This is a genomic window from Nonomuraea sp. B208, from assembly GCF_057536035.1.
In genome coordinates this window covers 729514-745510 of record NZ_BAAJOU010000028.1, presented here as the reverse complement: position 1 = coordinate 745510, position 15997 = coordinate 729514, and the positions used below count along the sequence as shown (strand labels likewise).

The 15997-nt window shown below is 72.4% G+C and carries 10 protein-coding genes and 1 tRNA gene; 5 read left to right on the top strand and 6 right to left on the bottom strand.

The features are described from left to right. Positions 1 to 19: 19 nt before the first annotated feature. From AC27IY_RS39760 to AC27IY_RS39745, 4 genes are all read right to left on the bottom strand, one after another. A complete protein-coding gene (locus tag AC27IY_RS39760) occupies positions 20 to 1576 on the bottom strand; it encodes a phospholipase D family protein (protein WP_487181149.1) in 1557 nt (518 codons plus the stop codon). 57 nt (positions 1577 to 1633) lie between these two features. Then, positions 1634 to 2644: an aminoglycoside phosphotransferase family protein gene (locus tag AC27IY_RS39755; RefSeq protein ID WP_487181148.1), complete on the bottom strand. Its 1011-nt coding sequence runs from the start codon at positions 2642 to 2644 to the stop codon at positions 1634 to 1636. A 108-nt stretch (positions 2645 to 2752) separates the two neighbouring features. Further along, complete coding sequence (locus AC27IY_RS39750) at positions 2753 to 3628, bottom strand: hypothetical protein (protein WP_487181146.1); 876 nt, start codon at positions 3626 to 3628, stop codon at positions 2753 to 2755. Beyond that, complete coding sequence (locus AC27IY_RS39745; RefSeq protein WP_487181145.1) at positions 3625 to 4203, bottom strand: RNA polymerase sigma factor; 579 nt, start codon at positions 4201 to 4203, stop codon at positions 3625 to 3627. The genes AC27IY_RS39750 and AC27IY_RS39745 overlap by 4 nt, the downstream gene beginning before the upstream one ends. A gap of 144 nt (positions 4204 to 4347) precedes the next feature. Here AC27IY_RS39745 and AC27IY_RS39740 point away from each other — a divergent pair, with 144 nt between their 5' ends. The 3 genes from AC27IY_RS39740 to AC27IY_RS39730 all read left to right on the top strand — a co-directional run bounded on the left by AC27IY_RS39740 (position 4348) and on the right by AC27IY_RS39730 (position 12627). Further along, positions 4348 to 7527: a S8 family serine peptidase gene (locus AC27IY_RS39740; RefSeq protein WP_487181144.1), complete on the top strand. Its 3180-nt coding sequence runs from the start codon at positions 4348 to 4350 to the stop codon at positions 7525 to 7527. A gap of 289 nt (positions 7528 to 7816) precedes the next feature. Beyond that, positions 7817 to 9238, top strand: a complete 1422-nt coding sequence (locus AC27IY_RS39735; protein ID WP_487181143.1) for a flavin-containing monooxygenase — start codon at positions 7817 to 7819, stop codon at positions 9236 to 9238. 107 nt (positions 9239 to 9345) lie between these two features. Next, positions 9346 to 12627: an ATP-binding protein gene (locus AC27IY_RS39730; RefSeq protein WP_487181142.1), complete on the top strand. Its 3282-nt coding sequence runs from the start codon at positions 9346 to 9348 to the stop codon at positions 12625 to 12627. A 165-nt stretch (positions 12628 to 12792) separates the two neighbouring features. Here the strand turns inward: AC27IY_RS39730 and AC27IY_RS39725 are convergent. Continuing rightward, positions 12793 to 12864: transfer RNA gene (locus AC27IY_RS39725), tRNA-Val, on the bottom strand. A 494-nt stretch (positions 12865 to 13358) separates the two neighbouring features. Here AC27IY_RS39725 and AC27IY_RS39720 point away from each other — a divergent pair. Further along, positions 13359 to 13775: an SsgA family sporulation/cell division regulator gene (locus AC27IY_RS39720; RefSeq protein WP_020547189.1), complete on the top strand. Its 417-nt coding sequence runs from the start codon at positions 13359 to 13361 to the stop codon at positions 13773 to 13775. Between the two features lie 68 nt (positions 13776 to 13843). On the opposite strand, the gene AC27IY_RS39715 is transcribed toward AC27IY_RS39720, so the two are convergent. Beyond that, a complete protein-coding gene (locus AC27IY_RS39715; protein WP_487181141.1) occupies positions 13844 to 14452 on the bottom strand; it encodes a DUF305 domain-containing protein in 609 nt (202 codons plus the stop codon). A 114-nt stretch (positions 14453 to 14566) separates the two neighbouring features. Here AC27IY_RS39715 and AC27IY_RS39710 point away from each other — a divergent pair, with 114 nt between their 5' ends. Continuing rightward, on the top strand, positions 14567 to 15955 hold the full coding sequence (locus tag AC27IY_RS39710; protein WP_423450470.1) for an LVIVD repeat-containing protein: 1389 nt from the start codon (positions 14567 to 14569) through the stop codon (positions 15953 to 15955). Positions 15956 to 15997: the final 42 nt, after the last annotated feature.

Here is a 15997-nt window from a genome sequence, read left to right as displayed (position 1 = left end):
CGCCGCACCCTAGCAGCGCTCAGAACCGTCCCGACCGCCGCAGGTCGGCCGGCCGCCCGTCCGGGTCCACCGCGAACCGGTAGAGGGGCATGGCCAGCGCCTTCTGCAGCCTCGACAGCGTGGGCGCCGGGTGCGGGCGCAGCCGCCCCGGCGGGCGCGGCCCCTCCTCGCCGCCCCGGTGCCACGCCTCCAGCCGGGACGCGGCCCGCTCGAACGCCGCGAAGGCGGCCGCCGGGTCGCACAGCTCGTCCCGCTCGCCGTCCGGCAGGTCCAGGTGCTCGGCCATGAGGGTCAGCCGCAGGTCGCGGGCGAAGCGCAGCGCGCCGTACGGCGGGCGCGGGTCCTCCCGCTCGTCCAGCACCGCGCAGCTCAGCTCCGAGTCGTACGTCCACGAGCGCAGGTTCACGTTGTCGGAGCCGATCGTGGCCCACACGTCGTCCACCACGCAGACCTTGGCGTGCACGTAGATCGGGGTGCCCTGGTGGTTCTCCAGGTCGTAGACGGCGACCCGGTCGCCGCCGGCGGCCCGCAGCCGGGCCAGGGCGTCCGCGCGGCCGATCAGGCTGGCGGGCCCGGCCAGCAGGCCGTCCTGGTCGGGGTGGCGCGGCACGACGACGATCATGCGCAGGTCCGGCTCGCGCTCCAGCGCCTCCGCGAACGGCTCGATGACGTCCGTGGACCACAGGTACTGGTCCTCCAGGTAGACGATGGAGCGGGCGCGGGCGAGCACCTTGCGGTAGGCGCGGGCGATGCTGCGCTCGCCGTCCGGCGCGAACGGGTAGCGGTCGCGCCGCGCCGGATACGTACGCAACAACTGCACAGCGTGCCGGCCCGCCGGCGGCGGTGGCGGGCCCGGCTTCGGCAGCGGCGGGGCGTCGTCCAGCCGGCCGACGTGGTCGCGCAGGCGGCGCAGCGGGTCGCGGGTCTCGGGGGCGGGGTCCTCCCAGCGTTCGCAGAAGACCGTCTCCACCTCGGCGACGGCCGGCCCGTGGATGGCGACCTGGACGTCGTGCCAGGGCGGGCGGGGGCCGTACACGGAGGGCATGGGACAGCTCTGCGGGTCCCCCAGGTGGTCGGCGTCGTCGCGGCGGCTGTGGCACAGGTCGATGCCGCCGACGAAGGCGACGTCCCTGGCGGGGTCGCCGTCGTGACGCAGGATGACGAACTTCTGGTGGTGCGCGCCGCCCGGCTTGGTCCGCGTGTCCAGCAGCGCCTGGCCGCCGGAGTCCTCGATCTCCTTGCCGAGCCTGCGGTTCTCGGCCGAGCTGAAGCGCAGCAGGTCCATGTGGGAGCGCCAGATGAGGCCGCGTACGAGGGCGCCGCGCCGGGCGGCCGCGGCCATGGCCTCGCTCACGGTCGGCCCGCCGGCGGTCAGCCGCTCGTCGGGGTCGCCGCGCCAGTCGGCGAACAGCAGCAGGTCGTCCTTGCCGAGCTGCTCCAGGCAGGACCGCAGCTCGGCGAAGTAGGTGGCTCCGTGGACGAGCGGGCGTACGTCGTTGCCGGTCGTCCACGGGCCGAGCTTGGTCGCGCCGTTGCCGCGCTCCTCCTCGGTCAGGAACCAGTCCTCGATCCGCATTCCGTACCGGTTACCCCATTTGGGGGTCAAAATGTGTTCCTGTAGGTCCGTGCCTGGTCAAGGCGCGGGAACGTCTGCTCGCGCGCACTCCCCGACCAGGCGCTCGACCCTGGCCCTGGTGAGGGGACGGGCGAGCATCGCCCGCAACCGCGCCCCGGCCCGGGTCCGGTTCTCCTCGCTCTCCTGCGGGTTCATGGCCCGCCGGGCGTAGAACTCCAGCAGATGCCCCTGCTCGGCGATCGCCATCGAGAAGTCGGCCGGCTCCGTCACCCGTCCGGGACCGCCCGCCTCCCGGTACGCCCGGTACGCCGGCGTCGCGGCCCCGTCGGGCAGATCGGCGAGCACCTTCGCCAGCTCCCAGGCCGGGCTCGCCGGGCCGCAGTTCTCCCAGTCCAGCACCACGATGCCGCCGTCGTGCGCGGCGCGGCGGATGTTGTCGGGGGTGATGTCACGGTGACAGGTGACGACGGTGGCCGGGTCGGGCGGCACGATCAGCTCGTCCAGCGCGACCAGCTCGCCCACCGACTCCCGTAACTCCTCCCGCCACCCCCCGCCGGCACCGGCCGCGGCGACCGCCAGGGCCTCCCAGCCTGCGCGCCCGACCGGCTCGGCGAACCAGGCCGCCACCGGCCCCGCCGCCGGATGCCCGATGCCGTGCAATCCCGCCGTTACCGCCCCCAGCTCGGCCGCCGTGACCTGCGCCCCCTCCACGAGATCCACCCACTCGTAGACCCGCCACCGCCCCCCGGCCACCACGTCCCCGCCACCGGTCAGAACGGGCCGCGGCAACCGCACCCCCGCCTCGGCCGCCGCGATCTGGAACGCCACATCCGCCCGGGCGTCCTCCTCCCGCACCGGCACCAGCAGCTCCTTGACCGCCCAGGAGCCGCGCCGCGTGTCCAGCCGCCAGATGCGCCCCAGCTCGCCACGCGCCGCGTACACTGCGGCCCCGACCGGCTCCCCCAGCCCGTACGCGGCCGCCACCGCCTCCACCGGCACCCCGCTCACGCGAGACTCCCGGCGCCCTTCGCCCGCCGCCTCCCGCCACGGCCACTCGTCCTCGTCCACGAAGTCGGATCCTGACCGGCGGGCGATCACCTCGCAACCACTTTCCATGACAAGGGCCGCTGCCCGGCGCCCGTGCGGGCAACGGCCCTCCTGAGTCAACTCGTGTGTCTAGGAGGTCGGGCAGTTCTGGCCGCGGCGGCCTCCTGGCTCCTGCGGCTCGGACCCCTCGTACACGTTCAGGCTCGCCTTGCCCGGCTCCCTCATGGAGCCGCCCTCCACCAGCCACGAGTCCGGCACCGACTGCTTCGTCCCGCCGGACTCGGGGTCCAGGTCCTCGAAGCTCTGGATGGTCACGCCACGCTCCTGCAGCATGCCGCGCACCTCGGCCACGGTCCGGCCGATGTAGGGCACGCAGTGCAGCGGCTCGCCCAGGCCGTCGATCGTGGTGCCGTTCTCGAACGGCTCGCCGGGCCGGGCCTCGCGCCCGAGGGTGATGTCGGCGGGCCCCTGGAAGTTCTCCGGGATCTTCACCCCGATGGGGCAGCCGCCCATCTTGTCGCAGTCCCCCGGCCGGTCGATGGTCTTGATCTCGTCGAGGTACCGGTTCTCGGTGGGCGAGGTGGGGAAGATGGAGCCCACCCACGACGGCGTCGAGGGGATGACCCTGAGGGTCACGTTCAGCCCGGCGTCACGGAGCTGCGCCTGATAGGTGCCGGCGTCGGCGTACAGGTCCTTGATCTCGATGACGTAGTACCCGTCCTCCTTCTTGATGTCCAGCGCCGCGGCCGTCCCGGGTCCGAGGCCGAGCCCGGCGGGCAGGAGCCAGCCCAGAGCGAGGAAAGCGGCGGCCAGCACGGCCACGCCCGGCACCGCGGCGCGCAGGATCAGCGGCCGGCGCGTGCGCCGCCCTGCCGGTGCGACGGCCCCGGACGCGGCGGGTTCGGCGGCCATGATGTCGCGCATGAGCCCGTGGACCGCCTCGGTCATGCCGGGCCCGTCACCGGGAGACAGGTGGGCGACCACGCGGTCCACGCTGTTCTTCATGATTTTCCCTCCGCGAGTGCGACGGCGCGCAGGCCGTAGGTGGTCAGGTCGAGGTCGGCGGCCGCCAGTTCCCTGGCCAGCCGCTTGCGGGCGCGGTGCAGGCGCAGGCGCGCCGCTCCGCGTGAGCAGCCGAGCACCTTGGCGATCTCGGCGCTGTCCAGCCCTTCCCAGCCGACCAGGGCGAGCAGTTCCCGGTCGTCGGGCGTCAGGCGTCCGAACGCCTCGCGGGCGGCCTCGTCGTACCGGTCGGCCACCGGCCTGGACCAGGTGGACAGTTCCTCGCGCAGCCGGGCGGCCAGCGCCGATCGGCGTTCCTCGGCGCGGAAGTGGTTGGCGAGGACCCGCCGGGCGACGGCGTACAGCCACAGCCGGGCCTCGTTCCCCGCGGGAACGTCGTCCAGCCGGCGCCAGGCGGTCGTGAACGTCTCGGCGATCACGTCGGCGATGTCGTCAGTGGACTCGGTACGTCGCGCGACATAGGCGGCGATGGCGGGATAGTGCGCCAGGTAGAGCTGCTCGAAGCGTTGCTCCGGCGCCGGGGGCCCGATGTCGCCTTCTCTCCGTTGTTTGGACACAACTCAGCAGATGTCCGGCTTAACAGCGCTGTTTCACGATGAAGCCCATTTTTCCGAGAGGTCCAGCTTTCACGGGAATCCGGGTAACACCCCGCCTGGTCCGGACATTTGCCCATGCGTTGCCGCTCAACCGAAAGGAAACGCATGAGGTTAGGCAGAAGCCTGGTGGCCGCCGTCCTGGCCGTGACGGCCGGCGTCACGGCCGCCCCCGGACCCGCCGCCGCGACGCCAGGACCCGCGAGGCGGGAAGGCGCGACGACCCGGCCGACCGGCACCGTGACGCTGATCACCGGCGACCGCGTCGTCGTCACCGCCGCCGGGCACCGGGTGGAGCCGGGAGCGGGCAGGCGGGTGCACTACAGCAGCCAGTACCGCGACGGCCGTCTGCACGTCTACCCGTCCGACGCCCTTCCGCTGGTGGCCAGAGGTGTTCTGGACGAGCGGCTGTTCGACGTCACACAACTCCTGACCTGGGGGTACGGCGACGCGAAGCGCAGCGACATCCCGCTGATCACGCGGTCGGCCGAGGACGATGTGCCCGCGCTCCGGAGCGCCCGCCAGGACCGGCGGCTGTCCTCCCTCGGCATGTCCGCCGTGGAGGTGCCCAAGAAGAACGCCGCCGAGACCTGGAAGGGCATCACGGACGGCGTCCGGACCCTGGCCGCCGGCCGGACGAAGATCTGGCTGGACGGCCACCGCTCCTTCACCCTCGACCGGAGCGTCGAGCAGATCGGCGCCACCGAGGCGTGGAAGCAGGGCCTCACCGGTGAGGGCGTCACGGTCGCCGTGCTCGACAGCGGCTACGACCCAACGCACCCCGACCTGAAGGGCGTCGTCACGCAGGCACGCGACTTCACCGGTCGCGACGACGTCCGCGACAGGAACGGGCACGGCACGCACGTCGCGTCGATCGTCGCGGGAGCGGGCGAGAAGCAGCGCGGTGTGGCGCCCGGCGCGAAACTCGCCATCGGCAAGATCGGCGACTTCCTGATGCAGGAGTCCGACGTCATCGCCGGCATGGAGTGGGCCGCGGCCGAGGTCGAGGCCAAGGTCATCAACATGAGCATCGGCGGTCCGGACACGGACGACGTGGACCCGGTCGAGCAGGCGGTCGACACGCTGTCGGAGCGTACCGGCGCCCTCTTCGTCGTGGCCGCGGGCAACGACGCCACGCCCGGTTCGGTCCTGAGCCCCGGCAGCGCCGACGCCGCCCTCACGGTCGGCGCCGTCGGCCGGGACGACAAGGTGGCCGATTTCTCCAGCAGGGGCCCCCGCCTCGCCGACCACGCCGTCAAGCCGGACCTCACCGCTCCCGGCGTCGCCATCAGGGCCGCCAACGCCAACGGCGGCGCCGACGCCCCGTACGTCGCCATGAGCGGCACCTCGATGGCCACGCCGCACGTGGCGGGAGCCGCCGCGATCCTCGCCCAGCGCCATCCCGACTGGAGCGGACAGCGTCTCAAGGCGGCCCTCATCGGCAGCGCCGCCCCCAAGGAGAGCGCCGGGATCTACGAGCAGGGAGCCGGGCGCGTGGACGTGGCCCGCGCGGTCTCCCAGCCGGTGGCCGCGACGACCGGCAACGTCTGGGCCTCCTTCCCCTGGGACGGCGCCGGCGAGCGCGTGGCGACCAGGACGCTCACGTACGCCAACTCCGGCGACACCCCGCTCACCCTGGACCTCGCCGCGGACGGCGAGGTGCTGGAGCTGGGGTCCGAGCGGCTGGAGGTGCCCGCCCAGGGAGAGGCGTCGGTCGAGCTGACGATCCGCGCGGAGGGCAGGGCGCCCGGGGACTATCCCGGCGTCGTCACCGCCAGATCGGGCGACCTCCTCGTGCGCACGCTCGCGGGCGCGTCCGTGGCGGCCGAGACCCACACCCTGACCGTCAGGACCATCGAGAGGAACGGCCAGACACCCCGCGCCGCGATGGGGTATCTCTACCAGCTCAGGACCGGCGCCCAGAGGACACTCTCGTTCGACGACCAGGGCGTCGCACGAGTACGGGTGCCCGAGGGCGAGTGGAACCTCTACGTCAACGTCTACGACTCCGACCATTCCACGACCGCGCACCGGCCCGTGACCATCGACGGCGCGGACCAGGAAGTGACGGTGGACGCGCGCCAGGGCAAGGAGATCACGTTCACGGTGGACGAGCCCACCGCCGTCCAGGACGGCAGCGAGCAGATCATCCTGGCCAACGGCTGGTTCGGCCAGGGCTGGGCCAGCTTCGGTGACGACGTCTACGCCCTGCCGGTGCGCCAGCCCGGCCTGACGTACATGGCCGGGAGCACCTGGCACAAGAAGGACGCCGCGCCGAGCCCGTACCGCTACGACCTGGTCGCCCACCACACCGGCGGAATCCCGGACGATCTGTCGTACGCGGCGCGCACGCGTGACCTGGTGAAGGTGAGCGCGACGTACCGGGCGCCCGGCGCGCCCGGCGCGGCCTACGTGATGGTGGGGCCGGTGCTCCCCGGCGGGTCCTGGGAGGGGGGCGCCTGGCTGTCCGAGAGCCCGGAGGTGGATCTGCCGTCCACCATGACGCACTACCGCACTCCCGGCTTCGCCTGGGCGACGGACATCATGACGGGCACCCACTGGGTGTCGGGCGTGAGTCAGGTGCTCGGCCGGCGGCCCGTCACCGAGCTGTGGAACGCCGCCGTGACCGGCCCCGCTCTCGGCACGTCCGCGGGCAGCCGCGACGGCGACTGGCTGAACTTCAACGTCGACGGCCTCCTCGCCGACGGGCGGGCCGGGCTGATGGGCGGCGACTACGACATGACCGGCAGCATCACCCTGGCCCGCGGCGCGGAGAAACTGGCCGAGACCGATCTGGCGACCTGCGAGCCCGCGTACACGGAAAGTTGCCGGCTGGACGTCCGCCTGCCCGCCGAGCCGGCGACCTACACGCTGACCGCCTCGGCGCGGCGGCCGTCGGCGCTGTCCACCAAGGTCGAGTCGGCCTGGACGTTCCGGTCGGAGCGGACGGCCGAGCCCCGGCCGCTGCCCCTGACCGCCGTCCGCTACGCCCCCGAGGGCCTGGATGACCACAACCGCGCCAGGCCCGGGTCCACGACCGTCATCCCGGTGAGCCTCCACCGTAACCCCGGCGCCTCCGCACCCCGCGCCACCTCCATCACGGTCGAGGCGTCCTTCGACGACGGGGCGCGCTGGCGGCCGGTCCGGCTGACCCGCGCCGGCGCCGGATGGACGGCCCGGATCGCGAACCCGGATGCCCCCGGGTTCGTCTCCCTGCGCGCCAAGGTCACGGACGCGGCGGGTGACCGCGTGACCCAGACCATCATCCGGGCGTACGCCATCGGGTGACGCTTCCGCACTCCGGCGGCGCGGGCGCGACATGGTTACGGCCGGAGTGCGCGCGCGCCGCCGACGGCCTGCCCGACCCGCTCACCTGTCGCCCGGGCCGGCTTTTCCATCCGTTCCCAGGTCCTCCAAGCGCGCCAAGCGAATCATGAGCGCGACCGCTCAGGCTGTCTGCGTCCGGACCGATCGCTTTCACGCACGCGGCACGCGCACGCACGGCAGACCGCGCGATTGCGCCAAGGGCGTGCCGCCTCCATCACCCGCACGGACCTCGAACTGGATGGAACGCATCATGCCGATCGGAAACCACGAGCACACACCGGCTGTCGCGATCATCGGCGCCGGGATCGGCGGGCTCGCCGCGGCCAAGGCACTTGACGACGCCGGCGTCACCTGGGAGTGCTTCGACCGGCGCCCCGATGTCGGCGGACTGTGGTCGCAGGACCCCGAACGGGAGGACGGGCCCGCCTACCGGGCACTCCACGTCAACTCCTCCGCGAAGTTCATGGCGATGTCCGGTCTTCCGATCCCACCGGACTACCCCGAGTTCCCTTCCCGGGAGCAGATCGGCCGCTACCTGGTCCGGTACGCCGAGCACTTCGGCCTGTCGTCCCGCGTGCGCCGGCGCACCGAGGTCACCTCGCTGAAGCGGGAGCCGTCGGGCGGATGGACCGTGGAGACCTCCGACGGGGAGCGCCGTCGCTACGCGTCGGTCGTGGTCGCGGCCGGTCACTTCAGCCAGCCGGTCATGCCGGCCATTCCGGACTTCTTCGCGGGCGAGGTGCTCCACGCCCACGACTACGTCTCGCCCGAGCGCTTCGCCGGACGCAACGTGCTCGTCGTCGGCCTCGGGGCGAGCGGCGCCGACATCGCCTGCGAGGTCTCGCGGACGGCGGCCCGGACCGCCGTGTCGGTGCGCGGCGGCGTGCACATCGTGCCCAAGCACCTGTTCGGCCGCCCCTTCGACACCTTCCCCGTGCGCACGCGTCCGCGATGGCTGCGGTGGATGGTGATGCGGCTCGCTGTGCACCTGTCCAGGGGACCGCAGGAACGGTACGGGATCACGGCGCCCGACCGGCCGCTGGGCAACGCCGCCGTCACGGTCACCAGTGACCTGCTGACCCGGCTGTCCCACGGCGACCTGGCGGTGCGGCCGGCGCTCAAGGGATTCAAGGAGGACGCGGTCGTGTTCGCGGACGGATCGGTCGAGCCGTACGACAGCGTCATCCTGTGCACCGGCTACCGCCCGTCGTTCCCCTTCCTGGACCCGGCGATCGCACCGCCGCGCGACGGGCTGGATCTGTTCCGGCGGGTGTTCCATCCGGCCGCGACGGACCTGGCGTTCGTCGGGCTGGTGCAGGTCCTCGGGGCCGCGCCCGCCACCCTCGAACGGCAGGCGCGCCTCGTCGCGGCCAGGCTGTCGGGACGCTACGCCCTGCCCGGCGAGCACGAGATCGCCCGCCGGCTCATCCGGGACCGGGCGCGGGCGGAGCGCATGTTCGGGGCGGACCGCCGGGCCGGGATGCTGCTGGACCCCGTGTCGTACCGCTCGGTCGTGGAAAACGAGCTGCGGGCCGGCCGGCGCAGAGCCCGCCAGGGCATCGTGAAAGCCGTGTCCCCGGCTCAGGACCGGAGCCGTACGGGCAGCGTCGCGGGGTCCCGCAGGATCACGTCCGGCCTACGTGCCGCCCATCGTGCAGAGCGCCGCTTGTGACCCGGCACCCACGCGGTTCCTGCGGCTGTGAACAAGGTCACTCGCCGCCGGGCCAGAACGCTCGCCGATCGTCTGCCTAAACTGGCGCCGATGGAGGGGCGGCGCACGTGAGATTTCGCGTTCTCGGCTCGGTTGAGGCGTACGACGATCACAACACCTTCGTGGAGCTGCGCGGCCGGCGGCAGCGCGCGGTGCTGGCCCGCCTGCTGGTCGCGCAGGGCTCCGTGGTCTCCACCGACACGCTCATCGAGGACGTCTACGACGGCTCGCCCCCGGCCAGCGCGTTGTCGTCGCTGCAGTCGTACGTCTCGAACTTACGCCGGGCCATCGAGCCCGGGCGGCCCCGCAACGCCCCGCCGCGGGTGCTCGTCGCGCGGCAGCCCGGCTACCTGCTGGCCTGCGCCGACGTGGACGCGCGCGAGTTCGCGGAGCTGGTCGGCCGCTCGGAGTTCCACGCGCCCGAGGAGCGGCTCGCCTCGCTCGACCGGGCGCTGCGGCTCTGGCGCGGCGTGCCGTACGGGGAGTTCGCCGACCGGACGTGGGCCCTGACGGAAGTCAACCGACTGGGGGAGCTACGCCTGCTGGCCGTCGAGCGGCGCGCCCAGGCGCTGCTGGACCTCGGCCGCCCGCAGCCGGTCATCAGCGAACTGGAGGCCGAGACGCTCGGCCATCCGCTGCGCGAGCGGCTGTGGAGCCTGCTGGCCCTGGCGCTCTACCGCACGGGACGCCAGGCGGACGCGCTGGCCGTGCTGCGCCGCGCCAAGGAAATGCTCGCCGACCAGCTCGGCCTCGATCCCGGCCCCGAGCTGCGCGATCTGGAAGATGACATTCTGCGCCAGGTGGAGTCGCTGCATCCCATGCGGGCCGCGACGGTGCTGGCGTCCGCGGCGCCGTCCGCGCCACGGCGGGCCGTCCTCGGGCGGGAGCGGCAGTTCGCGGCCCTGCAGGCGCTGCTCGACGACGGTGGCGTGGCGGTCGCCACGGTGACCGGCGAGCCGGGCATCGGTAAGACGTTCCTGCTGGAGGCGTTCGCTGAGCACTGCGCCGACCTCGGCTACCTCGTGCTGCGGGGCGGCTGCCACGACCTGCGGGGCGCTCCCCCGCTGTGGCCGTGGCTGCAGGTGCTGGGCACGCTCGCCGAGCACCATCCGCTGTCGAACCGGGCGGCGCTGGCCGGGCTCCTCGACGACGAGAAGCCGTTCGGCTCCACCGACGCGGCGCTGCTGCGCCGCAACCAGGCCGTCGCCGACTGGCTGGTGGCGGCGGCGAGGATTCGGCCTGTGATCGTCGTCCTGGACGATCTGCACTGGGCCGACCCTGCCTCGCTCGAACTGCTCCGCGACGTGATCATGCTGGTGGGAAACGCGCCGCTCAAGATCGTGACGGCGTACCGCGACACCGCGGACGGCAGGGACGGCGCGCACGGCCCGTCCGTGGACGAGTTGCTGGCCCGCCTGGTCCGCTACGACCTGCACCACATCCACCTGCCCGGCCTCGGCGTGGACGCCGTCCAGGCCATCGCGGCGAGCATGCGGGCGAAGGTGGACGACCCCACCGCCCAGCGGCTGACCGACCGCACCGGAGGCAACCCGTTCTTCGTCCGCGAGAGCGTCCGCCTGCTGGCCGAAGGCCGCCCGATCGACGCCGTGCCCGGCGCCGTGGCCGCGGTGGTCCGCCAGCGGGTCGGCGCGCTCGGGCCGCAGGTCGAGGCGGTGCTCGGCATCGCGGCGGTGATCGGCCGGGACTTCGACCCCGCGGTCGTCGCGGAGGTCCATGCCTCCGAGGACTGCACGGCGGAGGCGTCCGGCCTGCTGGACCAGGCGGCCGGCGCCGGGCTGGTCGTGCCGCGCGGGGGGCGGATGGCCTTCGCCCACGACCTGGTCCGCGAGACCCTCGCGCACGGCTTGCCGCCGCTGCGCAAGGCGGCGATCCACCGCGCCGTGATGGCCTCCCTGTCCGCCCGGCCGGGCACCGACGTGGCGGTCATCGCCCACCACGCCGTCGAGGCCGGCCCGGCGGCGTACGGCGAGGCGGTGCACTGGGCGAAGGCGGCGGCCGAGCAGGCCGGCCTGCGTCTGGCTTACGAGGAGGCAGCCCTGTGGTGGGACCGGGCGATCAGCGCCCACGGCGCGTCCGCGGGCGACCCGCTCGACCATCTGGAGCTGCTGCTCAAGCAGGTCAGGGCCCGGCTGGACTCGGGTGACGCCATCGGCGCCCGGCACGCCAGGACCGCGGCCATCCGCGCCGCCGACCGCGCCGGCGCGGGCCCCGAGGCGACCACCCGGGCGCTGACCGCCCTCGACGCGCCCGCCGTCTGGACGTTGCGCGACCCGTACGAGGCGGTGGACCTGCAGCTCGTGCACCGCTTCGAGGCGGCACTGCGCGCGCTGCCGGGTGCCGACAGCCCCGAGCGGGCCCGCCTGCTCGGGGGTCTGGTGGAGGAGCTGTACGACGCGACGGACGACCCGCGCCGCGACGCCCTGTCACTGGAGGCGGTCGAGATGGCCCGCCGGCTGGGCGACGACCACCTGCTGCTGCGGATGCTCAACGCGCGGTACCTGTCGCTGCCGGCCTTCGCGGCGCACGCCACCGAGCCGCTGGAGCTCGCCGGCGAGCTGCTGGAGACGGCACTGCGCGCCGAGGAGCCGGCGTTCGAGCTGCTCGCGTACATGATCTACAGTCATCACCGGCTGGAGCTGTTCGACGTGGCGGGCGCGGACCTGGCCGCCGGGCGCTGCGACGCCATGCTGGAGCGGCTGCCGCTGCCCTGGCCCCGGTTCCAGCACACGTTGTGGCGGGCCAACAGGCTCGCCCTGGCGGGACGGTTCGACGACGCCGAGGCCCAGTACCGCGAGGCCGGGCGCCAGGGCGCCCAGCTTGGTGTGTGGCACGCCGAGGCGGTGGTGACCGCCGGGCGGCTCATCCAGCACTTCCACCAGCGGACGCTGGCCGGTGCCGCCCCGCTCATCGACGCGGTCGCCGGCATCCATCCGTCCTTCGACCGCGACCTGCGGGTCCTGGCGCTGTGCCAGCAGGGCCGGGTGGCGGAGGCGCGCGGGCTGGTGTCCGGCGGCTGGTCGCCGCTGGCGCGGGACTGGTCGTGGCTGACCATGACCTGCCTGCGGGGCGCCGCGCAGGCGGCGGTCGGGGACGTCGCGGCCTGCCGAAGGACCTATGCCGAGCTGCTGCCCTACAGCGGCTACATCGCGGTCAGCTCCGCGGTGGTCACGCTGGGGCCCGTGGACCACTTCCTGGCCCGGCTCGCCACGGCCGCGGGCGACCGCGACGCAGCCGCGCGGCACCTGGCCACGCTGCACGAGCTGGCCGTCCGCAACGGGCTCACCTGGTGGCAGGCGCGCGCGACCGGTCAGGAGTCCTCCGGGCAGTGAAGCGCGCGCACGGGCATGCGACGCTCAGGGCGAGCGCGGACAGCGCTGATCGTCATCGATCGGATCTTGTCAGGTAAGGAGGGTGGTGCGGGACAGTCGCTCAGTTGATCACTTGGAAGATCAAAAGGGCCACATCCCGTGTTGGGGTGTGGCCCTTGAGCTCGGTGGGCGATACTGGGATCGAACCAGTGACCTCTTCGGTGTGAACGAAGCGCTCTCCCGCTGAGCTAATCGCCCTCCTGCCGGTCCCTCGCGGTGCCGACGGGGAAAACCATACCGCACTCCGGCACCTGCTGGCGAAGCGAAGCGGTCGGGGGGCGGTCTGGGGGCGGTCGGGGGGCGGGTGTCAGGCGGGTTGCGGGGGTGTCCGGCGGTTGCGGCGGAGGGATTCAGGGTGAAAGGCGGCGGTTGCCCACCGACGAGTGGGGTCGGTGACATACCATCGTCGTGTCCCGGAAGTGGGCGGTCGCGATCTTTCTTGAGAAACGTTCATGGTCGGCCGTTCCGGGGCAGGCTCGACAGCACGCAAAACCCTTGCAAATGCGACCCTGATTGATGCCGTTTAGCCTGGTAGATGCCTGAATGTCCAGCTGTGATGTGCGTTACAGAAGGCCCCTGGGGCGGAATCTTTCCTACGGGTTTCTTCGTTCCGCGTCATAGCTCAGGACGAAGTCCGTCAGAGCAGTGAAAGCCCCGAAGAGGGGACCTACGACGAAAAGGTTTGGCTGACGATGAACAGCACCACCGTCTCCGCCGAGCTTGGCCTTCGGCTTGTGGTCCCCGACCGGACAACCGTCCCCCTGCTCGCCGGACTGAGTTACACAGCCGACGACCCTTACGCCATCCGCATGGCCTTCCACGTAGGGAATGACGAACCGGTCGAGTGGATCTTCGCCCGCGAGTTGCTGACCGTGGGCATCGTCAGGCGTGTCGGCGACGGAGACGTGCAGGTGTGGCCCGCGCGGGCCGACGGTGAGCGCACGCTTCACATCAGCCTCACGTCGCCGTTCGGCCAGGCCCTGTTCGAGGTGCCGCTGGCGCCGCTGACGGAGTTCCTGCACCGCACCTACGAGAAGGTGCCGGCGGGGCGTGAGACCGACTTCATGGACCTCGACGCCGAGCTGACCAACATGTTGTGGCCGTCCTGAGCCATTAGACGACAGAACCGCGAAAGGGGCGGGCCCGCCTGACGGGCCCGCCCCTTTCGCGTGCCGGCTCACGCGGGCGGCAGGGACTTCATGGCCGCGCGCATGCGGGCGATCTCGATGCTCTGTCCCGAGTAGACGTCCTTGGCGAGCAGGCGCATGCGGTGGTCGCGGCCGCCGGCCAGCTCCTCCTCCGCCATCTTCACGGCGCCCTCGTGGTGGCGGGTCATGAGCTGGAGGAACAGGCGGTCGAAGGCGTGGCCGCGGGCGGCCCGCAGCGCGTTCAGCTCCTCTTCCGAGGCCATCCCGTAGCCGGGGCCCGTGGAGGTGTGGTCGTGCCCGGCGGGGGCCTGGCGGCCCAGGTCCGCGAGCCAGCTCGTCATCGCCCTGATCTCGGGGGTCTGGGCGGCGGTGATCGCGCGGGCCACCCTGCGGACGACGTCCGTCGTCGTACGCTCCTCGACCAGTGAGGTCATCTCCAGCGCCTGCCGGTGATGCGGGATCATCCCCTCCGCGAAGCGCACGTCGGCGGCCACGGTCGGCTGCGGCGTCCGGCCCACCCGCTCCCCCGGCGTCGCGGTCCGCGCGGGCGCGCCGGGGCTGCCGGGCACGATGACGGGCGCGTCCGTGCCGATCGCGGACGGCTGCCGTACGGGCTCAGGCCCGCAAGCGACGGCCAAGAGGGCGCAGGCGGCGAGCGCCAAAAGCTCCTTAACTGTGATGAATGCCGTACACGGCCGCGAACCTGCTGACATACCTTCCATAGTGAGCTACGAGACAAAGGGGAATGCGCGTTGATCTCTGCCAAGCTGCGCGGAGCGGTGTCTGTCGCGGCGATGCTGCTGCTGACCGCCGCGTGCGCGGGCGGCCCGTCGGCCTCAGGGGAGCCGGCGAGCTCGGACACCTCCCAGCAGGAGACCAGCGCTCCAGGGGGCCGATCCCCGTCCGGGGACGGCGTCACGACCAGCGACAACATCAAACAGGTCGCGCAGGTGCCGAGGGCCGCCCCGTTCGACGGACGGGACGACATCAACACCGACCTCGCCTTCCAGGGCGACTATGCCTTCCAGGGCAACTTCGGCGGTTTCGCCATCTATGACATCAGCGATCCGAAGAACCCCAAGACCGTCACCCAGGTGGCCTGTCCCGGCCAGCAGAACGACGTGTCGATCTACCGGAACCTGCTGATCCTGTCCGTGGACGAGCCGGTCTCCGGCCCGGAGTGCGACGCGGACGACGACGAGCCCGCCTGGGAAGGGCTGCGCATCTTCGACGTGAGCGACAAGGCCAGCCCGCGCTACGTCGGCGCCGTCGCGACCGACTGCGGCTCGCACACGCACACGATGGTGCCCGCCGGCGAGACGTTGTACGTCTACGTCTCCTCCCCCGGCCCCGAGCCGGAGTCGCGGACCTGCCCGCCGCCCCACGAGCTGATCCAGATCGTGGAGATCCCGATGGGGGCGCCGCAGTCGGCGCGGGTGGTGGCCAAGCCCGACATCTTCCCCGAGCGCCAGCACGACGAGATGCTCTCGGGCTGCCACGACATCACCGCCTACCCGGAGAAGAAGCTGGCCGCGGCCGCCTGCTTCGGCGACGGCGTGCTGCTCGACATCGCCGACCCGGTACGGCCGAAGGTGCTCCAGCAGCTCACCGACACCGAGAACTTCTCGATCTGGCACTCGGCGACGTTCAACAACGACGCGACCAAGGTCGTCTTCAGCGACGAGCTCGGCGGCGGCGGCCAGGCCACCTGCGACCGCAACACGCCGCGCACCAAGGGCGCGAACGCGGTGTACGACCTGGTGAACGGCAAGCTGGAGCTGCGCGGCTACTTCAAGATCGACCGTGAGCAGCAGCAGGACGAGAACTGCGTGGCCCACAACGGCTCGCTGATCCCGGTGCCGGGCAAGGACGTCATGGTCCAGGCGTGGTACCAGGGCGGCGTGTCCGTCTGGGACTTCACCGACTCCTCCGCCCCGAAGGAGATCGGCTTCTTCGAGCGCGGCCCGCACGAGCCGCCGACCATCGCGGGCTCCTGGTCGGCCTACTACTACAACGGCTACATCTACTCCAGCGACATCATGGAGGGCCTGGACGTCCTGGAGATCGACGACCCGCTCACGAACCCCGCCAAGAAGGTCAAGATGGACGACTTCAACGTCCAGACCCAGAAGAGCTACTGAGCTCCGGCTCCGGCCGCGCCGACGCGCGGCCGGAGCTCGTCA